The sequence below is a fragment of the Pseudomonas sp. R3-56 genome, from assembly GCF_051132075.1.
GTDB lineage: Bacteria > Pseudomonadota > Gammaproteobacteria > Pseudomonadales > Pseudomonadaceae > Aquipseudomonas.
On sequence record NZ_CP071657.1, the window covers coordinates 1294336 to 1314761 of the forward strand.

Sequence of the window (20426 nt, forward strand, 5' to 3'; positions counted from 1 at the left end):
GCGGGAGCAAGCTCCCTCGCCACAGGTATTGTATTTGTCGGATAGGGCTCAGAGGGTGCCAAACACTTTCTTGGCCAAACTGGTCGCCGCGGCCGCCGGGTTCTGGCGGATCGTTGCTTCCTGCTTGGCGATCATCTGGAACAACCCGTCCAGCGCCTGCTCGGTCACGTAGTTCTCGACGTTGGCGCTCTTGGTGTCCACCACGCCGAGTGTCGCAGCCTGGCCGGCGAAGGCGTTGTATTTCTGGACCAGGCCGACCTTGTCGGTGGCTTGCTTGACGATCGGCAGGAACTTCGCGCGAATCTGCTCGCGGCTACTCTTGTTCAGGTATTGCGTGGCCGAGTCGTTGCCGCCGCTCAGAATGCCCTTGGCATCCGTCACGCTCATGTTCTTCACCGCATCCACCAGGATCGGCTGGGCCTGCACCACGGCGGCTTCGGCAGCCTGGTTCATGCTGGTTTCCAATTGGTCGACCTGAGCGCCCATGCCGAAGGCCTTCATCTTGCTGGCGACTTTACCGAGCTTGCCCGGCAGCTCGATCTTCACGTCGGGGTTGTTGCTGAAACCGCCAGGCTTACCCAGTTGCTTGACCGCGATCTGGGCGCCTTGGGTGAGGGCATCCTTCAGACCGCCCGTGGCGTCCTTCTGCGAGAGATCACCGAGCGACAGGGCCATGGCGTTGGCGCAGATCAACAGGCCTGCGCAGAGGCCGGTGAAACGGAGGGTAGGGCGGAGCATGGGCACTTTCCTTGAACGTTTGGAAAAGAATCAGCGTACGGCATTGCCAGGGATCTTCATATTCAGGGCGCCCGAATGCAACCAGGCGCCCAGGGTTCAGTCCGTAGCCGTTGGAACGCTCTGATCCGCCGCATCTTCGCTGCGATGCAACGCCACCTGGCGGATCGACAGACGAATTTCCGCCGGCAGCACCCGCTTGGCTGCGCCTTCAGCCAACTCGCCGAGCAGTTCGTGATAGCTCAGCTTGCCTGCTTCGTCGCGCCGCAGGACGTCGAGGTCGAGCATTGTCTGGATGAAGTGGCGGAACAGGCTTTTGTCGAAGAACTCCGGTGCGTTCAGCCCATGCAGGATCGACAGGCGCTGGGCCATGACGGTGCAGAGGTCCTCCAGTTCTTCGGCGCTGATGCTGTTCTGCCCGCTGTTGAGCAGCAGCGAGACGGTCATGTAGAAACGCTGCAAGGTCTGGGCGATGCTTTTCGACAGCAGCGTCAGCAGCACGAAATGCCGCGAACTCGGCGCCGGGCGCAGGTAGAGGTCTTTTTCGAAACGCAGCAGGCCTTGTTCAACGAATGCTTCGAGCCACTGGTCTACCACCGCGTCCAGTTCCTCCAGCGACCAGCGAATGAACAGCTCCGACTGCAGGTACGGATACAAGGCCCGGGTGTAGCGCAGGATCTGTTCGCGGCTCATGCGCGAGCTGCTCTGGAAGAAACTGGCGAGCAGCGCCGGCAGGGCGAAGATGTGCAGGACATTGTTGCGGTAGTAGGTCATCAGCACCGCGTTCTGCTCATCCAGATACAGAATCTTGCCCAGGGCGTCCTTCTGTTCCGACAGCAGGTCCATGCCTTTGACGTGCGCGATCAGCGCCTGGCCATCGCCTTCGGGCAAGGTGGTGTGCGGTGAATATGGCACTTTGCGCAGCAACGCGAGGTACAGGTCCAGCACGCGGGCCATGGCATGATCGTCCAGGGCCAGACGGCTGGTGGACAGCAGCGCGAGCGCGACCAGGTTGACCGGGTTGATGGCCGCGGCTTCGTTCAGATGGCGGGCGACACGTTCGCCGAGGCGGTTGGTGGTCGCGTTGAGCCAGTCGGGTTTGAACTGCGGACCGAGCTCCTGCTGGCGCCAGCCGGGTTGTTCGCCGTCGAGGAACTCCGCCAGCTTGATTGGCTCGCCAAAGTTAACCGCGACCTGGCCAAAGCGTTGCTTGAGGGCGCCGATGACCTTGAAGATGTCGAAGATCGACTCCTTCTTTTTACTCGCACCCCGCAGTTCACCGAGGTAGGTGCGGCCTTCCAGTACGCGCTCATAACCGATGTACACCGGCACGAAGACGATCGGCATGCGCGAGGAGCGCAAAAAGCTACGCAGGGTAATGGCGAGCATGCCGGTCTTCGGCTGCAGCATGCGCCCGGTGCGCGAACGGCCGCCTTCGACGAAATACTCCACCGGGAACCCCTTGGTGAACAGCGTGTGCAGGTATTCGTTGAACACGGCGGTGTAAAGCGGGTTGCCCTTGAACGTGCGACGCATGAAAAACGCGCCGCCACGGCGCAGCAGGCCGCCGATCACCGGCATGTTGAGGTTGATGCCGGCGGCAATGTGCGGTGGGGTCAGGCCATTGCGAAACAGCAGGTACGACAGCAGCAGGTAGTCGATATGGCTGCGATGGCAGGGTACGTAGATGACTTCGTGGCCTTGGGCAACGTTCTGCACGCCTTCGATGTGGTTGACCTTGATGCCATCGTAGATCTTGTTCCAGAACCAGCTCAGCACCACTTCCAGGAAGCGGATCGCGGTGTAGGTGTAGTCCGAGGCAATCTCATTGCCATAACGCAGGGCCTGCGCCTTGGCTTTTTCGGCCGGGATCTTTTCCCGCTCGGCCTCTTCGAGAATGGCCTGCTTGACCAGCGGCTGGTTCAGCAGCCCCTTGACCAGGTTGCGCCGGTGGGAAATGTCCGGGCCGATAACCGCTGCTTTCAGATTGCGGAAGTGCACCCGCAGGATCCGCTGGGCCATGCGCACGGTGCGTTCATGGCCTTTGTCGTGCTCGATCAGTTCGCGCAAATGGATGGGCGCGGAGAACTGCACGCGGGTCTTGCGCCCGAGGATCATGATGCTCAGCAAGCGGCGCAGGCGTCCGGTGACCGCCCAGCTGTCGGCGAACAGCAGCTTCCAGGGGCTGGATTCGCTGTCGGGCGACTGGCCCCAGAAGACGCTGACCGGAATGATCTGGGCGTCCTCGGCGGCGTTGTGGGTCAACTCGTCGACCAGTCGCGTCAGGGTCGGCGGCGCACCGCGTTTGTCCTGGCGCCCGAGCCAGTCCGGCGCCGGCGTCAGGTAGAAAAACGCCGCCGGCTCCAGCAGGCCGCCCACCGAGACGGGCAGCACCGGACGTGGCAGGCCGGCCTTGGTGCATTCGGTGTCGAGCACCGCCAGATCGGTGAGCGAAGGATCTTGCAGGACGTAGAACACCGGACGACTGCGGTCGAGGTTGAGGGTGAAGGACGACTGGTTGATGGTCTCGGAGCGAACCCAGAGGTACAACAGTCGGCGCAGGGTGCCAAACACAAGACGGCGGAACGGGGAGCGGGTCATACGGCTTCTGCGTGAGTGGATAAGAGCAAGCGGTACTAGTGTGCCGGATTCACCGAAAATCGGCAAAAAAGCGGCGAAGTAAAGTCAGTTGAGAGTTTTTCCGGGTGTCATATACTCGGCCAGTTACTGCCCCGGCCTTCCGACGGACGGTGGGATGGCGGCTGAAACGCGTACGGCTTTCCCTCGAAAAGCCGGCTCAGAAAACAAGAACGGGAGTGAGCATCATGGCAACACGCGAAACTGGCAATGTGAAGTGGTTCAACGACGCCAAGGGTTATGGCTTCATCCAGCGCGAAGGCGGGGCGGATGTGTTCGTCCACTACCGCGCGATCCGTGGCGAAGGCCACCGTTCACTGACCGAAGGCCAGCAGGTCGAATACGCGGTGGTGGAAGGGCAGAAAGGCTTGCAGGCTGAGGATGTGGTGGGGTTGTAACCCGCATTCACTGCTACACAAAACCCATTGTGGGAGCGAGCTTGCTCGCGATAGCGGTGTATCAGGCGATACTTCATCAACTGTCACACCGCTATCGCGAGCAAGCTCGCTCCCACATAGGGTCACTGTTCACATGGATCTTTCATAGGCATGGCGATTGTGGCATGCCTCCAAGCCGTCACGCCGTCTTCCAGGTAATCTCTTCTTCCCCATCGGCGCTGATGCGAATCCAGCGATCCGCCGAATCCTCGCCTTCTTCCTCCACCCACGACCCAGGCGCGCAGCGCACTTCGACGTTCAGCGCGGCGAAGGCGGCGCGGGCGCAGGCGATGTCGTCTTCCCACGGGGTCTGGTCACTTTCCAGGTACAGGCTGTTCCATTTGCCTACAGCCTTGGGCAACCAGGTCACCGGGATGTCGCCGGCCTTGCACTTGTACGTCTGACCTTTCTGCACCCAGTCGCTGCACGGGCCGAGGGCCTGGCCGAGCCAGGCGGCGATCGCCTTGTGGTCGACGTCGGCGTCCTTGAGGTAAATCTCGATATCGGGTTGGCGCATGGATGTCCTCACTGCGGTCTCGAAAAATCCATTCGCGGATTTAACTGGCCCCGGACAGTTGTCCGAAGCCCGGAATAAAAGAAGGTTACTGCAGAACGAAATAATCGTAGCGCATCGACACGCTCACCTCGAACGGCTCGGCCTGCTCGATCACGCTGGCGCGGCGTTCGGCGCTGGCGCGCCAGCCGTGGGGCGTCATTGCCAGCAAGTTGGCGCGATCCTGGCTGTTGTCGAGCGTGAGCTTGAACTCAAGGGCTTCACTGTGATCCAGCGCCATCCCCGACGGCACCAGGGCCAGGTGTTTGTCATCGGTGTATTCGCGAACCTCGTCATACAGCCGCTCGCGCAGCTCCATCAGGTGGCCGCTGGTAGGCCCGACTTTCATCAAGCCGCCGCCGGGGCTGAGCAGGCGCTTGGCCTCCTGCCAGTCCAACGGGCTGAACACGCTGGCGAGGAACTGGCAGCAGCCGTCCGCCAGCGGCACCCGCGCCATGCTGGCGATCAACCAGGTCAGTTGCGGGTTGCGTTTGCAGGCGCGCTTGACGGCTTCGCGGGAAATATCCAGGGCATAGCCATCGGCGTCGGGCAGGGCGTCGGCGAGTTGCGCGGTGTAATAACCTTCGCCACAGCCAATGTCCAGCCAGCGTCCGGGCGCACGTTCGGCGGCCAGTTCAGCCAGGCGCCGGGCGACCGGGGCGTAATGACCTGCGTTGAGGAAATCGCGGCGGGCCTCGACCATCGCCTGATTGTCGCCAGGGTCGCGGCTGTTCTTGTGCTGCACCGGCAGCAGGTTCAGGTAACCCTGCCGCGCGCGGTCGAAACGATGCCCGGCGGGGCATGCCACGCCGTTGTCCACCGCATTCAAGGGTTCATTGCAGATCGGGCAGGCGAGCATCAGGCGAGCAACTTGATGAGCGTCTTGTAGTAGATCTCGGTCAGCACGTCGAGATCGGCGGCCAGCACGCGTTCGTTGACCTGGTGGATCGTCGCGTTGACCGGCCCCAGCTCAACCACTTGAGTGCCCATGGTCGCGATGAAGCGACCGTCGGAGGTGCCGCCGCTGGTGGAGGCCTTGGTCTCGCGGCCGGTGACGTCCTTGATGCTCGACGACACGGCGTCGAGCAGTGCGCCTGGCTCGGTGAGGAATGGCAGGCCGGACAACGCCCAGTCGATGTGCCAGTCCAGTTGATGCTTGTCGAGGATGTCGGCGACCCGCTGCTGCAGGCCTTCTACGGTGGACTCGGTGGAGAAGCGGAAATTGAACACGGCTTCCAGGTCACCGGGGATCACGTTGGTCGCGCCGGTGCCGGAGTTGAGGTTGGATATCTGGAAACTGGTCGGCGGGAAGAAATCGTTGCCGTGATCCCAATGCTCGGCGGCCAATTCGGCCAGGGCAGGCGCGGCCAGGTGGATCGGGTTCTTCGCCAGGTGTGGATAAGCCACGTGGCCTTGCTTGCCGCGCACCGTCAGTTTTGCGCCGAGGGAGCCGCGACGGCCATTCTTGACCACATCACCCACCAGCGTGGTGCTCGATGGTTCGCCGACGATGCACCAGTCCAGGCGTTCCTGGCGGGCCTTGAGGCGCTCGACCACGGCTTTGGTGCCATGGTGGGCCGGGCCTTCTTCGTCGCTGGTGATCAGGAAGGTGATCGAGCCCTGGTGATCCGGGTAGTCGGCGACGAACCGTTCGGCCGCCACCACCATCGCCGCCAGGCTGCCTTTCATGTCCGCCGCGCCACGGCCGCAGAGCATGCCCTGTTCGTCGATGACCGCATCGAACGGGTCGAGCTGCCAGGCCTGTACTGGACCGGTCGGGACCACATCGGTGTGACCGGCGAAGCACAAAACCGGACCGTCATGCTTGCCATGGCTGGCCCAGAAGTTATCTACATCCTCGATACGCATGGGTTCGAGCTTGAAACCGGCGTCGCCCAGGCGCTGCATCATCAGTTTCTGGCAATCGGCATCCACCGGCGTCACGGACGGACGGCGGATCAGGTCGCAGGCGAGTTGCAGGGTCGGCGAGAGGTCGGCGTGGGCCGTCATGGAAACTCCGGAATATAGTATGGATGCAAGGCTTGTACTGGCGCGGGCTGGTTCGCGCAAAATGGCGGTTATCTTATAGCAAAACGATCGTCATGGGCCCTTGCTGCGGGACAGGAGGAACACAAATCCTGTGGGAGCGAGCTTGCTCGCGATGGCGGCGGATCAGTCGATACTCTATTGCTGGACTGACGCCATCGCGAGCAAGCTCGCTCCCACAAGGAGGATGGAGTTTCATTTTGCGAACGGCTCGAATTACCACGGCAAAGCCCTATAATGCGCGCCGGTTTTTGGGGTAATGGTCATGAGTACAGAAGATCCACGGTTCGCTGGCATCGCCCGTTTGTATGGCATCGAAGGCCTGGAGCGCCTGCGGGCGGCGCATGTGGCGATTGTCGGCGTCGGCGGCGTTGGTTCCTGGGCGGCGGAAGCGATTGCCCGTTGTGGCGTGGGCGAGATTTCGCTATTCGACCTGGATGACGTCTGCGTCAGCAACGCCAACCGTCAGTTGCACGCCCTGGACAGCACTGTCGGCAAGCCCAAGGTCGAGGTGATGGCCGAGCGGCTGCGGGGGATCAACCCCGATTGCACCGTGCATGCGGTGGCCGACTTTGTCACCCGCGACACCATGGCCGAGTACATCACGCCGAACATCGACTGCGTGATCGACTGCATCGACAGCGTCAACGCCAAGGCTGCGTTGATCGCGTGGTGCAAGCGCCGCAAGATTCAGATCATCACTACCGGCGGCGCAGGCGGGCAGATCGACCCGACGCTGATCCAGGTCTGCGACCTCAACCGTACGTTCAACGATCCGCTGGCCTCCAAGGTGCGCTCCACCTTGCGCCGCGACTATGGTTTCTCGCGCACCGTGACCCGTCATTACAGCGTGCCCTGCGTGTTCTCCACCGAGCAATTGCGCTATCCGAAACCGGACGGCAGCATCTGCCTGCAGAAGAGTTTTGTCGGCGACGGCGTCAAGCTCGACTGCGCTGGCGGGTTTGGCGCGGTGATGATGGTCACCGCGACGTTCGGCATGGTCGCGGCGACCAAGGCTGTGGACAAGATCGTCGCGGGTGTGCGGCGGCCGGCGGACCGGCTTAAGCCCGGGCAGTAACAGCTTTTGTGGCGAGGGAGCTTGCTCCCGCTGGGCCGCGAAGCGGCTCTGAAACGGGGCGACGCGGTATGTCAGGCGGATTGAGTTGACTGCTTTTGGGACTGCTGCGCAGTCCAGCGGGAGCAAGCTCCCTCGCCACGGTTATTGCGCCAGCTCGCGCATCCGCTTCAACACCGCATTCAAGCCATTGCTGCGCGAAGGCGACAACTGCCGCGACAACCCCAACTGATTGAACCAGTCCGGCAAGTCGACCTGGCGCAAATCCTCAGCCGACAACCCGTTGACCCGCGCCAGCAACAACGCCACCAACCCGCGTATCAAGCGCGCATCGCTGCTGGCGGAAAACTGCCAGTGCCCATCATGCAGCCGACCCACCAGCCATACCTGGCTTTCACAGCCGTTGACGAGGTTGTCCTCGCACTTGTCTGCATCGCTCAGCGGTGGCAAGCGATCGCCCCACTGCATCAGCAGTCGGGCGCGTTGCTCCCAGCCGGAGGCGTCCTGAAAAATCCGCAGTGCCGCAGCGGCATCGGCAGGCAGGCTCATCGCAGCATCTCCAGGGCCTGATCCAGCGCCTCGAAGAACCGTTCGATATCGGCGGAGTCGTTGTACAGCGCCAGCGACACACGAATCGCCCCGGAAAGCTTCAATTGCTTGAACAGCGGCATCGCACAGTGATGCCCGGCGCGCACGGCAATGCCTTGCTCGGTCAACAGATGCGCCAGATCAGCGTTATGAACGCCTTCGACGCCGAAGCTGACCAGCGCCAGTTGTGGGTTGCCCACCAGCCGCACGCCGTTGCGCGCCAGCAGCCCGTGAAGCAGATAATCGTGCAGCGCGGTTTCGTGATCGATTACTGCCTGCCCGTCGAGATCGGACAGGTAGTCGAGCGTCGCTCCCAGGCCGATCACGCTGGCGGTGGGCGGCGTGCCGGCTTCGAAACCCAACGGCGCCGGGCGGAACGTGGCGCTGTGGTAATCAGCCGTTTGCACCATTTCGCCGCCAAACTGCCAATGACGCAGTCGAGCGAGGGCGTCGGTACGGCCGAACAGCACGCCCAGGCCTTCGGGACCGTAAAGCTTGTGGCTGGAAAAAACATAGAAGTCGCAGCCCAGCGCCTCCACATCATGGCGCCCGTGGACCACGCCCTGTGCGCCATCGACTACCGTCAGCGCACCTTGCGCCTTGGCCATCGCCAGCAACGCCGGAACCGGTTGCCAGGTGCCAAGCACGTTGGACAACTGGCTCACCGCCAGCAGGCGGGTGCGCGGACCGATCAGCCTGGTGGCGGCCTCCGTATCGATCACCCCGTCGGCATCCAGGGGCAGCACCACCAGCGCCAGCGAGCGGCGCTCGGCCAGTTGCTGCCAGGGCAGCAGGTTGGCGTGATGCTCAAGGGCGCTGATGACAATTTCATCGCCCGGGTTGAATAGGTGTTCCAGCCCATAGGCCAGCAGGTTCAGCGCCGACGTGGCGCCGTGGGTAAAAACGATCTGTCCGCAATTTCCCGCATTGAGCCACTGGGAAACCTTGAGCCGGCTGTCCTCGAACGCCTGGGTGGCCAGTGCGCCGGGCAGATGCTGCGCCCGGTGCACGTTGGCCGCGCCGTTGGCGTAGTAATGCGCCAGGGCGTCCAGCAGGGCTTGGGGTTTTTGTGTGGTGGCGGCGTTGTCCAGATAGGTCTGGCCTTGCCGTTGCAGGGCGGCGAGGGCCGGAAAATCGGCACGCCAGGGGGATGGAATCAACATGCTTTCGGGCCCTGCTGGAGTTACGCCGGACCCTGTGGGAGCAAGATTGCTCCCACAGGTGAGGTGTGAAGCGGTTCAGTTATGCGCGTGCAGTGCTTCGTTCAGCTCGATGGCCGACTTGTGGGTCTTGCATTCCACTGCGCCGGTCTCGGAGTTGCGCCGGAACAGCAGGTCCGGCTGGCCGGCCAGGTCGCGAGCCTTGACCACTTTGACCAGTTGGTTGTTCTCATCCAGCAGCGCAACCTTGGTGCCGGCCGTCACGTACAGGCCCGACTCCACGGTGTTGCGATCGCCCAGCGGGATGCCGATGCCGGCGTTGGCACCGATCAGGCAGCCTTCGCCAACCTTGATCACGATGTTGCCACCACCCGACAGGGTGCCCATGGTCGAGCAACCGCCGCCCAGGTCCGAGCCCTTGCCGACGAACACACCCGCCGAAACCCGGCCTTCGATCATGCCCGGGCCTTCGGTGCCGGCGTTGAAATTGACAAAACCTTCGTGCATCACCGTGGTGCCTTCGCCCACATAGGCGCCCAGGCGCAGGCGCGCGGCATCGGCGATACGCACGCCGGCCGGAACCACGTAGTCGGTCATCTTCGGAAATTTGTCCACCGAGAATACTTCCAGCAACTCGCCACGCAGACGGGCTTCGAGCTGGTGCTCGGCCAGTTCGGCCAGGTCGATCGCGCCCTGGCTGGTCCAGGCCACATTCGGCAGCAATGGGAAGATGCCGGCCAGGTTCAGGCCGTGAGGCTTGACCAGTCGATGGGACAGCAGGTGCAGCTTGAGGTACGCCTCGGGCGTGGAGCTCAGTTGCGCATCTTCGGCCAGCAGCGTGGCGACCAGCGGCTTGTGGCTTTCAGCCAGGCGGGTCAGCAGCTTGGCTTGCGCGGCGTCGACGTTGCGCAGCGCTTCAGCCAGTTGCGAGGCCTGGGTCGTGGTGAACGTGATGGCCTGGTTGCCTTCGCTGTAGCCAAGGATCGGCGCGATGGCGGCAACGATCTCGGCCGACGGGTTGAGCAGCGGTTGGGCGTAGAAGACTTCCAGCCAGGCGCCTTCACGGTTTTGAGTGCCGACACCGAAGGCCAGGCTGAACAGGGTAGTGGACATGAAAATTACCTCAACAAAATGGACTGGGCAGGCTTACTTGATCTCTGCCGCATAGATATCTGGCTTGAAGCCAATCAGGGTTCGGTCACCGAGATCGAGCACCGGGCGCTTGATCATCGAGGGTTGGGCGAGCATCAGTTCGATGGCTTTCGTCTGGTCGAGATCGGCTTTGCGTTCGTCGTCGAGTTTGCGAAAGGTCGTACCGGCACGGTTCAACACCACTTGCCAGCCATGCTCGTTGCACCATTGGGCCAGGTGCTCACGGTCGATGCCGGCAGTCTTGTAATCGTGAAAGTCATAATGCACCGCGTGTTCATCGAGCCAGGTGCGGGCCTTTTTCATCGTGTCGCAGGCTTTGATGCCGTAAAGCTTTAAGTGCTTGATTTCATTGGGCATGAATGCTCCCCCAAAACGTTCCCGGTATCGTCCTGAAAATCAGCCGACGATTATGCCACGTCGTTCCACTGCGTGCCTCGACTGTCGGCGGATCGGACGGTACGGAACCGATAGGCCAAGGCGACCACACAGCACAGGTGAACCCCAGCACTTTATTTCGCATAAGAGACTCCCCATGGATGCCATCTCACCGATACCGCTTCATGCCTTGACGAATCAATCCCAAGAAACACTCCCGCCCCAGCAACACGGCGTGCCGGCTCATTCAACAACGGCGAGCACCGGGACCGCTGCATCCGTCCCGATTGGCCCGGTCACGGCTGAACAGGACCTGGCAGATCGGGCGGGCGCCATCAAAGCCCAGCTCACCAGGGTTTTCGAGCCCCATATGAACGGCGCCAATCGCGAAGCCTTCGAAGCGCTGATCGACGATCGTTCGCGTACCTTGGCCAATGATGGGGAAACTGCGCAAAGCGTCGACGCCGTTCTGGCCAAGGGTTCGCGGCTGGATCGCGCGGCCCATGATGCTGTTGGATTCGTGCGCTCGGTTCCTTTCGGTGCCGCGTCCATCGCATTGGACTTCGCCCCAGCGGTAACGGGAAACGGCTCCATAACAGCGCCGTTGGCGTTGTCGGCGATTTCCGGCCTGGTCAGCAGTGCCGCCGATACCGTCGGCAATGGGCTGATGAAACGTGCGACCAGTGATACCCAATGGCTCGTCGCAGAGGATACCCAGCTGGAGCCGGTCATGCAGGAGGCGGCCCAGGCGGTGAAGCCGAGCCTGGCGACTCAGGCGATCGAAGGCAGCCTGACCTTCCAGACCTTTTCCGCGCGGAACGTGCTGCGCACGGTTATCCAACCCATCGTGACGAAGACCGTCGATGCCCAGACGGGGAGCAAAGTGGACTCGGTGATAGCTGCCGTCGGTTCTCCGCTTTCCGGCATGGCCGCCTATGATCTGCAACATTCCATTGATAAATCGAAACATCGGGTTGGCCCGGAATACCTTTTGGGTCGCCACGACTGGCACCAGCGCTACAAGGACCTCAAGGGCTATGGCGTGGGCAGTGCCGCCATGGGAATTGCGAAGCGGGTCGGCAGCTTACCCCTGGACGCGGTGCGCGACGGCAGCAAATCGCTGCAAGCGCTGGTTACACCCACGGGGCTGGTCAGTGGCCTCGGTGCATTGGCCGGTGGTATCACCGCGATCGGCATGGCCCAGACGGCGGCTGTCAACGCGGCCAGGCGTGCCGGGGTTTCTCCGGCGGGAATAGCGGCGGCGGGCAAGGCGACCGTCACCGCGACTATGGCCCCGGTGGTCGCCGCATGGGTGACCACGGCTGTGATGACGCAGCCCTTGGCGGACAAGGCTTCCGCTGCGTTGGACAGGCTTACCACCGGGCCCGCGCATCCAGATGAGCTACAAGGCATGTTGCCCCTGGTCGAAACGAATGCGACCGAACGGCTCGGTAGTGATAGCGAGAGCGAAGGCGACGATATCGTGTCGGCACGCTCGACCCTAAATGCTGCGGAGCGGGCAGTTTAGCTTGGGTAGTGACCGGTCACGCCAGGCCCGGAGAGGTGGCGTGGCCGGACCCTTGTGCTTCTGCCGAGGTACGCGACGAACACATCTTGTGGCGGCCTGGCGGTTTCGCCGCGCTCCAGATCTGCTGGCATCCAAATCAGGGAGGACTGCGACATAGGTGTAACGGCCAAGCCAATGCCAAGCGGTTAACATGGCACTTCAACGGCAAGCTGTTGCCGGATGTGTGTGGCTGTCACTGGAAAGCTGTTATGCAAAGCGCCTATACCGTCCTGATCCTGTTGATGCTGGTGGGCGTCTCGCGCCTGGTCGGGCGATTGATCCCGCTGCCGCTGCCGCTGCCCCTGGTGCAGATCGCTGCCGGTGCTGTGCTGGCCTGGCCGTCGCTGGGGCTGCATGTGGCGCTCGATCCCGAGTTGTTCCTGTTTCTGTTCCTCCCGCCGTTGCTGTTCTCTGACGGTTGGCGCATGCCCAAGCGTGAACTGTGGCGCCTGCGCGGGCCGGTCCTGACGCTGGCGGTCGGGCTGGTGTTGTTCTCGGTGGTCGGTGCGGGTTATTTCATCCATTGGTTGTTGCCGAGCATTCCGTTGCCGGTGGCCTTCGCCCTGGCGGCGGTGCTGTCGCCGACTGACGCGGTGGCCGTGTCGGCAATTGCCCGGGACCGCTTGCCCGCGCCGTTGATGCACATGCTCCAGGGCGAGGCATTGATGAACGATGCGTCGGGCCTGGTGACTTTCAAGTTCGCTGTGGCAGCGGCCATCACCGGGGTGTTCTCCCTGGCCAGTGCCAGCCTGACTTTTGTCCTGGTCGCTGTCGGTGGCCTGCTGGTAGGCGTGGCCCTGAGTTGGCTGGTGGGCCGTTTGCGGGCATGGATGATTGCTCGGGGCTGGGACGACCCCGCCACCCATGTGGTGTTCATGTTGTTGCTGCCGTTTGCCGCTTATGTGTTGGCTGAACGCCTTGGCGCCTCGGGCATTCTTTCGGCGGTGGCGGCTGGGATGATGCAGAGCTGGCTTGACCTGCTGCCGCGCCAGACCGGCACGCGGTTGCTCAATCGCAGCGTCTGGGCGCTGTTGGAATTTGCCTTCAATGGCTTGATTTTCTTGCTGCTGGGCTTGCAACTGCCGGACATCATCAAAGCCGTGACCAGCCACGAGACCACGTTGTGGCCGATGTTGTTCTACCGCTGCCTGGATGTGGTGGCGATTTTCCTGGTGCTGCTGGTGTTGCGTTTTGTCTGGGTGCAAAGCATCTGGCGCTTGTCCGGGCTGTTGCGCCGCTGGCGCGGCAAGGGCGAGTTGACCCTGGTGCCGACCGCGCGCTCTTGCTGGTTGCTGACGTTTGGCGGCGTGCGCGGGGCGGTAACGCTGGCGGGCGTGATGTCGGTGCCGTTGCTGTTGGGGGCGGGGGAGGGGGAGGCGTTTCCCGAGCGCGACTTGCTGATCTTCATCGCTGCGGGGGTGATTCTGCTGTCACTGGTCGCCGCTTGCATCGCTTTGCCCCTGCTGTTGCGCGGCGTCGAGAAGGGGCCGGACGACAAACGCCGCAACGAAGTCCGTGAGGCCTGGCGTAAAACCGCTGAAGCGGCGATTCATGCCTTGGAAGTGGAGGAACCGGCCGAGACAGCCGCGCCTGACGCGGCCACGGCGGCTCTGGCAACGGAGGTCAAGGCGCGGCTGATGTCCGAGTATCGTCATCAGCTTGAGGTATTCAACGACTCGGCCGAAGCCCAGGCGCTGGCGTTCGAAATGGACCTGCTGGAGCGCCGATTGCGTTTGAAGGCGTACCGAGCGCAGCGGTTGGAGCTGTATCGCCTCAGTCGCCAGCACCAGATTGGCGATGATGTGTTGCGTGAGGTGCTGGCGGAGTTGGATCTGGCGGAGGCGAATTTGGGGTTGGGTAAATAAATACTGGGACGGGTAGAGTCTTGGATTTGATGCAGTGAATGCCGGCCTCATCGCGAGCAGGCTCGCTCCCACAGGAGATTTAGTATTGAGCACAGGTTTGTGAACAACACCCGACCACTGTGGGAGCGAGCTTGCTCGCGATAAATCGAAAGCCGAACAAAAAAGTCCCGTCGAAGCGACGGCTCTGTGGCGAGGGAACTTGCTCCCTTGCCACGACAGCGCCTATGCGTGAGCCTCTTCCCGCTCAGGAACCAGCCGAACCTCCACCCTCTGACCCAGCGCACGCGCTGCGCTGGCTAGCGTTGCGAGAGTCATTCCCGCATCGTTCTGATCCAGCGCACGGTCAACGGCAGTGCGACTGGTGTGCATCCGCTGTGCCAAGGCCTTTTTGGTCACTTTCTGAAGCTTCATTGCTTCGGCAATCTGCCAGGCAATAACGCGTTTGAGCGCAGCTGCGGAAACTTCTTCGGCGATGCCTTGCTCGACCAGAAAGTCGTCAAAATCAGATCCAATATGCTTGTTCATTTACGGTGCCTCATAGTCTTGCTTTGCGCTGCTTGGCGGTTGTCAGGTCGGTGGGCGGGGTTTTCTGACTTTTCTTGATGAAGCCGTGAAGCAGAACCATGTCGGAGCCCACTACGGTGAAAAGCACGCGAGCAATGGTGTCGCCAAGGTCAATCCTAACCTCCCATAATCCAGTGTCCAGCTTGCGAACCACCGGCATGCCTATCGGCCAACCAACTGAACGGTCTTGATATCAGTCCCGATCCTCCGTCGGTGCTCGCGGGGGAGGTCAGTCAGCCACTCGCGAACGGGTTCATTCCCAGCGTCTGTGCGGAAGAAACCTACGTTCAGTATCGGAGGGATATCAACCATGAACGGAGTGTACCTAAATAGGTGCATTGCGCAACCCAGGCGTTACTGAGCATTTGTACAGGATTTTTTTGCGGTGACTTCATTGGTGCGGATGCTGCGATTGGGGCCGCTGCGCAGCCCAACGGGAGCAAGCTCCCTCGCCACGACAGCGGTCCGTTTCGGCTCGATAGAGCCATCAACCCCGGCGCTGGATGAATGCGCGGATTCGTTCCGCCGCTTCCACGCATTCGGCCAATGGCGCGACCAGGGCCATGCGCACGCGGCCGGCGCCGGGGTTGACGCCGTCCACATCGCGCGACAGGTACGAGCCTGGGACGACCGTCACGTGTTCCTGTTCGAACAGGTCACGGCAGAATGCCGCGTCGTCGCCGGCCACGTTCGGCCACAGGTAGAAGCTGCCGTCGGGGCGTTGCACGTCGAGCACCGGGCTGAGGATTTCCAGCACCGCGTCGAATTTTTCCCGGTACAGCGCGCGGTTGGCCCGGACGTGCACTTCGTCGTTCCACGCGGCAATGCTCGCCAATTGGGTCTGAACCGGCATCGCGCAACCGTGATAGGTGCGGTAGAGCAAAAAGCCCTTGAGGATGTCGGCGTCACCAGCAACGAAACCGGAGCGCAGGCCCGGCAGGTTGGAGCGCTTGGACAGGCTGTGGAACACCACGCAGCGCTTGAAGTCCTTGCGACCCAGTTCGACGCAGGCGCTGAGCAGGCCTGGCGGCGGGGTCTGTTCGTCGAAGTAGAGCTCGCTGTAGCACTCGTCCGCGGCGATGACGAAGTCGTGCTCGTCAGCCAGGGCGATGAGCTTCTTCAGCACGTCCACCGGAATCAAGGCGCCGGTCGGGTTGCCCGGGGAGCAGAGGAACAGGATCTGGCAGCGTTTCCAGATGTCCGGCGAGACGGCATCGAAATCCGGGTTGAAACCGTTCGTGTCCAGGCATGGCAGGTAGTGCGGCTTGGCCCCGGCCAGGAATGCTGCGCCTTCGTAGATCTGATAGAAGGGGTTCGGGCTGACGACCAGGGCGTCATCGCCACGGTTGACCACGGTCTGGGTGAAGGCGAACAAGGCTTCACGGGTACCGTTGACCGGCAGCACATGGCGCGCCGGATCGAGCCAGCCGTCTGGCACGTTGAAGCGCCGCTCGCACCAACCGGTGATGGCTTCGCGCAGCTCGGGGATGCCAAGGGTGGTCGGGTACACCGCCATTTTTTCCAGATTGCCGGCCAGGGCTTCTGCCACGAAAGCGGGCGAGCGATGCTTGGGTTCGCCGATGGACAACGCGATCGGGCGCTTGTCCGGATTGGGCGTGACACTGCCGAGCAAGGCGCGAAGCTTCTCGAACGGGTAGGGCTGGAGCTGGGACAGGGCGTTGTTCATCAGGGGCCTCGTTCAATGTGGGCACTGCCCCTTGTGGGAGCGAGCCTGCTCGCGAATACGCTGTGTCAGTCGACAAAATCATTGACTGATCCGCGGCTTTCGCGAGCAGGCTCGCTCCCACAGGGGAATATGTTCGTTCAGATGCTGATGCGCGTCAGGTTGATGTCGGGTTCCTGGTTGACGCTCAGGTGCCGCACGATCGCTTCCTGCAAACGGCTGCACAGCTGCGGGTCGGACAGCGGCTGGTTATGGGCGTCGGTGATGAAGAATACGTCTTCCACCCGCTCGCCGAGGGTCGCGATCTTGGCGTTCTGCAGCGACAGGTCGAATTCGAGGAAAATATGGCCGACCCGCGCCAGCAGGCCCGGGCGGTCCGGCGCGCTGAGTTCCAGCACGGTGACCTGGCGCTGTGCGTCGTTGTGGATCGTTACCTGCGGCGCAAAGGCGAAATGCTTGAGCTGGCGCGGTACCCGGCGCTGGATGATGGTCGGGTAGTCCGCCGGGTTGCGCAGGGCTTCGGTGAGACCGTCGCGAATCTGCTTGACCCGCGCCGGGTTGTCGCCGATCGAGTCGCCGTCAGTGTCGAGCACGATGTAGGTGTCGAGGGTGAACTGGCTGCTGGACGTGATGACTCGGGCGTCATGGATGTTGAGGTTGAGCTGGTCCATCGCCGCCACGGTCACGGCGAAGAAATCGTGCTGGTCCGGGGCGTAGATGAAGATCTGCGTGCCGCCCTCGAATTCGCGCTGGGTGGTTTCCTTGATCAATACCAGCGGACCGCCATCGGCCGGCTGCTGGAGAATCGCATCGGTGTGCCAGGCCACATCGCCGGCGGTGTGGCGCAGAAAGTAGTCATCGCCCAGTTGCGACCAGAGTTGCTCGACATCATCCGGATCGGTGCCGCCGCGTACCAGGATGTCCAGGGCCGCGCTCTGGGTGCGGCGGATCTGTTCTTCGCGATCCACCGGGTTCTCCAGGCCACGGCGCAGGGCACGCTTGGTCTCGGTGTACAACTGGCGCAACAGGCTGGCGCGCCAGGAATTCCACAGGGTCGGGTTGGTGGCGTTGATGTCGGCCACGGTCAGCACGTAGAGATAATCCAGGCGGGTTTCATCGCCCACCGCCTGGGCAAAATCGTGGATCACCTGCGGATCGGACAAGTCCTTGCGCTGGGCGGTGGTCGACATCACCAGGTGGTTCTGCACCAGCCAGACGATCAGCCGGCTGTCCCACACCGGCAACTGGTGCCGCTGGCAGAACGCCTCGGCATCCACCGCGCCAATCTCCGAATGGTCGCCTTGGCGACCCTTGCCGATGTCGTGATACAGCCCCGCCATGTAGATCAGCTCGGGCTTGGGCAACTTGGCCATGAGCTTGCTGGCCAGCGGGAATTTCTCCGACACCTGGGTGTACTGCAACTTGCGCAGGTGTTTGATCAGGTTCAGCGTGTGCGCATCGACCGTATAGATGTGGAACAGGTCGTGCTGCATCTGCCCGACGATGTAGCCGAACTCCGGCAGGTAACGCCCGAGGATCCCATAGCGGTTCATGCGCCGCAGGTTGCGGTGCACGCCGATCTTGCACTTGAACAGTTCGATGAACAGGCTGGTGTTGCGAATATCGTGGCGGAAGTCGTCATCGATCAAGTGACGGTTTTCCCGCAGCAGGCGGATGGTGTCGGCGCGCACGCCCTTGATTTCCGGCTGCTGGGCCATGAGCACGAAAATCTCGAGCATGGCGAACGGCGTGCGGCGAAACACGTTGGCGTGGCGCGCCTCGATGTAGCCGTCGTGCAACTGGAACCGGGAATTGATCGGCTGCGGCGGCGCCTCGTCTTCCGGCGCGAGGATGACTTCCTCGAAGTGCTGGATGATCAGTTCGCTGAGCTGGGCGATGCTCATCACCACGCGGTAGTACTGCTGCATGAAGTTTTCGATGGACTGCTTGGCGTCCTGGCCTTCGAAACCCAGCAGGCCGGCGATGGAGCGCTGGTGATCGAACAGCAGGCGATCCTCGGAGCGCCCGGCGAGCATGTGCAACGCGTAGCGGACCTTCCAGAGGAATTCCTGGGACGAGGCCAGCAGGGCGTTCTCGCTTTCCACCAGGAAGCCTTCGCCGGCCAGTGCGCGCAGGTTCAGCGTGCCGTACTGGCGACGGGCGACCCACAGGATGGTCTGGATGTCCCGCAGCCCGCCTGGCGAGCCTTTGACGTTGGGTTCCAGGTTGTACTCGGTATCGTTGTACTTGTGATGGCGAGCCTTCTGCTCGGCGCGCTTGGCCAGGAAGAAGTCCTTGCTCGGCCACATGTGCGCCGTGCTGGTGACGTCGAGCATGCGCTGGCGCAAGCGCTCGGGGCCGGCAATGGTGCGGCTTTCCATCAGGTTGGTGATCACCGTGAGGTCGGCGCGGGCCTCGTCGGCGCATTCCTGCACCGAACGCACGCTCTGGCCGACTTCCAGGCCGATGTCCCACAGCAGCGTGAGGAAACGCTCGATGGAATCACGAAAAATCTCGTGATCGGCGCTCTCCAGCAGGATCAGCAGATCGATATCGGAGTAGGGGTGCAGTTCGCCGCGCCCGTAGCCACCCACGGCCACCAGGGCGATGTCGGCGTCCTCGCTCCAATTGAATTGCTCCCAGGCCTTTTGCAGGATGTTGTCGACGAACCAGGCGCGGTCCTCGATCAGCCGACGAATATCGCGGCCACTGCGAAAGCGCTGGTCGAGCACTTCGTGGGCCTGGCGGATCGCCTTCTTGAATGCCGAGATGGGGCTTGCCTTCAGGGCCAGTTCAGCCTGGAACTGGCCGCGGTCGAAGAGTTCGGGATCCACCTGCGGCATTGAATGGCTTTCCTTTCTATCTATATCTATCGGATCGGTCAGGCTGGGTTCTGATCAGGCGGAAACACGGGGAATGGTGTCATCGCTGCGCAGGGTGAAGATCTCGTAGCCAGTCTCGGTGACCAGCAGCGTGTGCTCCCACTGCGCCGACAGCTTGCGATCCTTGGTGATGGCGGTCCAGCCGTCGCCCATTACCTTGGTGTCGGCGCGGCCCTGGTTGATCATCGGTTCGATGGTGAAGGTCATGCCCGCCTGCAGTTCCATGCCGGTACCGGCGCGGCCGTAGTGGAGGATCTGCGGTTCTTCATGAAACACCTTGCCGATGCCGTGGCCGCAGAACTCACGCACCACCGAAAAACCGTTTTTCTGCGCGTGCTTCTGGATCACTTCGCCGATGTCACCCAGGCGGCAGCCCGGCTTCACCAGTTCGATGGCCATGTACATGCATTCCTGGGTGACCTTGGATAGGCGCTCGGCCCACTCCGGTACGTTGCCGACGTGGAACATGCGGCTGGTATCGCCGTGGTAGCCGTCCTTGATGACGGTGACGTCGATGTTCAGGGTGTCGCCATCTTTCAACGGTTTCTCGTTGGGGATGCCGTGGCAGACCACGTGGTTGATCGAGGTGCAGATCGACTTCGGGAAGCCTTTATAGTTGAGCGGAGCCGGGATGGCCTTCTGCTCGTTGACGATGTAATCGTGGCAGATGCGGTCCAGCTCTTCGGTGGTGACGCCCGGCTTGACGTAGTCGGCGATCATTTCCAGCACTTCGGCGGCGAGTTTGCCGGCGACACGCATTTTGGCGATGTCCTCGGGAGTCTTGAGGGTGACGGTCATACAGGCTCTCTCTGCGCCCGACGGCGCTGTTCAAAACGAAATGGGCGGCGGATGATGTCGTTGCGGCCCTGAAAAAGGCGATTCTACCAGACGATCAGCGCAAATCCGCGCCCGCGTGCATCGCTTCTCTCTATAAGGGTGCGTATTCCCAGGCAATGAACGGGCGGCGTGCAAGCGCTTCGCCAGGTTTTCAGAATCCGGGTTTCGTTTTAATCCTTGCTGTGGTATAAAATGCGCCGCTTTCCGGGGATGACCCCGTAAGCTTAAATCCACACACGTGTCGACACGATGACCTGGGTGCCTTCGGC

General features: G+C 62.2%; 17 protein-coding genes and 1 pseudogene. 4 read left to right on the forward strand and 14 right to left on the reverse strand.

Annotated elements, in window-relative coordinates:
• Positions 1 to 48: 48 nt before the first annotated feature.
• Positions 49 to 738 carry a DUF4197 domain-containing protein gene (locus J3P96_RS06045; protein ID WP_434656015.1) on the reverse strand — a complete coding sequence of 230 codons (690 nt, stop codon included), beginning with the start codon at positions 736 to 738 and terminating at the stop codon, positions 49 to 51.
• A 96-nt stretch (positions 739 to 834) separates the two neighbouring features.
• Positions 835 to 3336, reverse strand: coding sequence for a glycerol-3-phosphate 1-O-acyltransferase PlsB (gene plsB, locus J3P96_RS06050; protein WP_434656017.1), 2502 nt, complete (start codon positions 3334 to 3336; stop codon positions 835 to 837).
• Between the two features lie 224 nt (positions 3337 to 3560).
• Between plsB and J3P96_RS06055 the strand changes: the two genes are divergently transcribed.
• On the forward strand, positions 3561 to 3770 hold the full coding sequence (locus J3P96_RS06055; protein WP_093214817.1) for a cold-shock protein: 210 nt from the start codon (positions 3561 to 3563) through the stop codon (positions 3768 to 3770).
• Positions 3771 to 3948: 178 nt separating this feature from the next.
• Here J3P96_RS06055 and J3P96_RS06060 read toward each other — a convergent pair whose 3' ends face one another.
• The 3 genes from J3P96_RS06060 to dapE form a co-directional block, all read right to left on the reverse strand.
• Positions 3949 to 4326, reverse strand: a complete 378-nt coding sequence (locus tag J3P96_RS06060; RefSeq protein WP_305499079.1) for a hypothetical protein — start codon at positions 4324 to 4326, stop codon at positions 3949 to 3951.
• 85 nt (positions 4327 to 4411) lie between these two features.
• Positions 4412 to 5221 carry a putative RNA methyltransferase gene (locus tag J3P96_RS06065; RefSeq protein ID WP_434656019.1) on the reverse strand — a complete coding sequence of 270 codons (810 nt, stop codon included), beginning with the start codon at positions 5219 to 5221 and terminating at the stop codon, positions 4412 to 4414.
• A complete protein-coding gene (gene dapE, locus J3P96_RS06070) occupies positions 5221 to 6372 on the reverse strand; it encodes a succinyl-diaminopimelate desuccinylase (protein ID WP_434572093.1) in 1152 nt (383 codons plus the stop codon). Before dapE ends, J3P96_RS06065 begins: the two co-directional genes overlap by 1 nt.
• A gap of 295 nt (positions 6373 to 6667) precedes the next feature.
• Here dapE and tcdA point away from each other — a divergent pair, with 295 nt between their 5' ends.
• Positions 6668 to 7486 carry a tRNA cyclic N6-threonylcarbamoyladenosine(37) synthase TcdA gene (gene tcdA / locus J3P96_RS06075; protein WP_434656022.1) on the forward strand — a complete coding sequence of 273 codons (819 nt, stop codon included), beginning with the start codon at positions 6668 to 6670 and terminating at the stop codon, positions 7484 to 7486.
• Positions 7487 to 7627: 141 nt separating this feature from the next.
• On the opposite strand, the gene J3P96_RS06080 is transcribed toward tcdA, so the two are convergent.
• The 4 genes from J3P96_RS06080 to J3P96_RS06095 form a co-directional block, all read right to left on the reverse strand.
• Entirely contained in the window at positions 7628 to 8032 is a 405-nt protein-coding gene (locus J3P96_RS06080) for a SufE family protein (protein ID WP_434628684.1), read from the reverse strand.
• Entirely contained in the window at positions 8029 to 9234 is a 1206-nt protein-coding gene (locus J3P96_RS06085; RefSeq protein WP_434656024.1) for an aminotransferase class V-fold PLP-dependent enzyme, read from the reverse strand. Before J3P96_RS06085 ends, J3P96_RS06080 begins: the two co-directional genes overlap by 4 nt.
• Positions 9235 to 9309: 75 nt before the next feature.
• Positions 9310 to 10344, reverse strand: coding sequence for a 2,3,4,5-tetrahydropyridine-2,6-dicarboxylate N-succinyltransferase (gene dapD / locus J3P96_RS06090; protein WP_434656026.1), 1035 nt, complete (start codon positions 10342 to 10344; stop codon positions 9310 to 9312).
• A 33-nt stretch (positions 10345 to 10377) separates the two neighbouring features.
• Positions 10378 to 10740: an ArsC family reductase gene (locus J3P96_RS06095; protein ID WP_434628690.1), complete on the reverse strand. Its 363-nt coding sequence runs from the start codon at positions 10738 to 10740 to the stop codon at positions 10378 to 10380.
• Positions 10741 to 10915: 175 nt separating this feature from the next.
• Between J3P96_RS06095 and J3P96_RS06100 the strand changes: the two genes are divergently transcribed.
• Both J3P96_RS06100 and J3P96_RS06105 read left to right on the forward strand, forming a co-directional pair.
• Positions 10916 to 12286, forward strand: a complete 1371-nt coding sequence (locus J3P96_RS06100) for a type III effector protein RopAA (protein WP_434656029.1) — start codon at positions 10916 to 10918, stop codon at positions 12284 to 12286.
• A 248-nt stretch (positions 12287 to 12534) separates the two neighbouring features.
• Positions 12535 to 14190 (forward strand): Na+/H+ antiporter, encoded by a 1656-nt coding sequence (locus J3P96_RS06105; RefSeq protein WP_434656031.1) that lies wholly within the window; start codon positions 12535 to 12537, stop codon positions 14188 to 14190.
• Between the two features lie 222 nt (positions 14191 to 14412).
• Here the strand turns inward: J3P96_RS06105 and J3P96_RS06110 are convergent, their stop codons facing one another.
• From J3P96_RS06110 to map, 5 genes and pseudogenes are all read right to left on the reverse strand, one after another.
• Complete coding sequence (locus J3P96_RS06110) at positions 14413 to 14715, reverse strand: Fis family transcriptional regulator (RefSeq protein WP_434601720.1); 303 nt, start codon at positions 14713 to 14715, stop codon at positions 14413 to 14415.
• A gap of 10 nt (positions 14716 to 14725) precedes the next feature.
• Positions 14726 to 15066, reverse strand: a pseudogene (locus J3P96_RS06115) (type II toxin-antitoxin system RelE/ParE family toxin).
• 175 nt (positions 15067 to 15241) lie between these two features.
• On the reverse strand, positions 15242 to 16441 hold the full coding sequence (dapC, locus tag J3P96_RS06120) for a succinyldiaminopimelate transaminase (RefSeq protein ID WP_434656034.1): 1200 nt from the start codon (positions 16439 to 16441) through the stop codon (positions 15242 to 15244).
• Positions 16442 to 16578: 137 nt separating this feature from the next.
• The gene (locus J3P96_RS06125) at positions 16579 to 19281 is read right to left on the reverse strand and encodes a [protein-PII] uridylyltransferase (RefSeq protein WP_305499088.1); all 2703 of its coding nucleotides are present in this window, start codon (positions 19279 to 19281) and stop codon (positions 16579 to 16581) included.
• A 54-nt stretch (positions 19282 to 19335) separates the two neighbouring features.
• Positions 19336 to 20118, reverse strand: a complete 783-nt coding sequence (gene map / locus J3P96_RS06130; RefSeq protein ID WP_434656037.1) for a type I methionyl aminopeptidase — start codon at positions 20116 to 20118, stop codon at positions 19336 to 19338.
• Positions 20119 to 20426: the final 308 nt, after the last annotated feature.

What these genes read in the sequence shown, in the direction of transcription:
- J3P96_RS06110 (WP_434601720.1), bottom strand. Translation starts at nt 14,715, where the DNA reads ATGAACAAGCATATTGGATCTGATTTTGACGACTTTCTGGTCGAGCAA.
- dapD (WP_434656026.1), bottom strand. Translation starts at nt 10,344, where the DNA reads ATGTCCACTACCCTGTTCAGCCTGGCCTTCGGTGTCGGCACTCAAAAC.
- J3P96_RS06045 (WP_434656015.1), bottom strand. Translation starts at nt 738, where the DNA reads ATGCTCCGCCCTACCCTCCGTTTCACCGGCCTCTGCGCAGGCCTGTTG.
- J3P96_RS06105 (WP_434656031.1), top strand. Translation starts at nt 12,535, where the DNA reads ATGCAAAGCGCCTATACCGTCCTGATCCTGTTGATGCTGGTGGGCGTC.
- dapE (WP_434572093.1), bottom strand. Translation starts at nt 6,372, where the DNA reads ATGACGGCCCACGCCGACCTCTCGCCGACCCTGCAACTCGCCTGCGAC.
- plsB (WP_434656017.1), bottom strand. Translation starts at nt 3,336, where the DNA reads ATGACCCGCTCCCCGTTCCGCCGTCTTGTGTTTGGCACCCTGCGCCGA.
- J3P96_RS06125 (WP_305499088.1), bottom strand. Translation starts at nt 19,281, where the DNA reads ATGCCGCAGGTGGATCCCGAACTCTTCGACCGCGGCCAGTTCCAGGCT.
- J3P96_RS06085 (WP_434656024.1), bottom strand. Translation starts at nt 9,234, where the DNA reads ATGTTGATTCCATCCCCCTGGCGTGCCGATTTTCCGGCCCTCGCCGCC.
- J3P96_RS06060 (WP_305499079.1), bottom strand. Translation starts at nt 4,326, where the DNA reads ATGCGCCAACCCGATATCGAGATTTACCTCAAGGACGCCGACGTCGAC.
- map (WP_434656037.1), bottom strand. Translation starts at nt 20,118, where the DNA reads ATGACCGTCACCCTCAAGACTCCCGAGGACATCGCCAAAATGCGTGTC.
- J3P96_RS06065 (WP_434656019.1), bottom strand. Translation starts at nt 5,221, where the DNA reads ATGCTCGCCTGCCCGATCTGCAATGAACCCTTGAATGCGGTGGACAAC.
- J3P96_RS06100 (WP_434656029.1), top strand. Translation starts at nt 10,916, where the DNA reads ATGGATGCCATCTCACCGATACCGCTTCATGCCTTGACGAATCAATCC.
- dapC (WP_434656034.1), bottom strand. Translation starts at nt 16,441, where the DNA reads ATGAACAACGCCCTGTCCCAGCTCCAGCCCTACCCGTTCGAGAAGCTT.
- J3P96_RS06080 (WP_434628684.1), bottom strand. Translation starts at nt 8,032, where the DNA reads ATGAGCCTGCCTGCCGATGCCGCTGCGGCACTGCGGATTTTTCAGGAC.
- tcdA (WP_434656022.1), top strand. Translation starts at nt 6,668, where the DNA reads ATGGTCATGAGTACAGAAGATCCACGGTTCGCTGGCATCGCCCGTTTG.
- J3P96_RS06055 (WP_093214817.1), top strand. Translation starts at nt 3,561, where the DNA reads ATGGCAACACGCGAAACTGGCAATGTGAAGTGGTTCAACGACGCCAAG.
- J3P96_RS06095 (WP_434628690.1), bottom strand. Translation starts at nt 10,740, where the DNA reads ATGCCCAATGAAATCAAGCACTTAAAGCTTTACGGCATCAAAGCCTGC.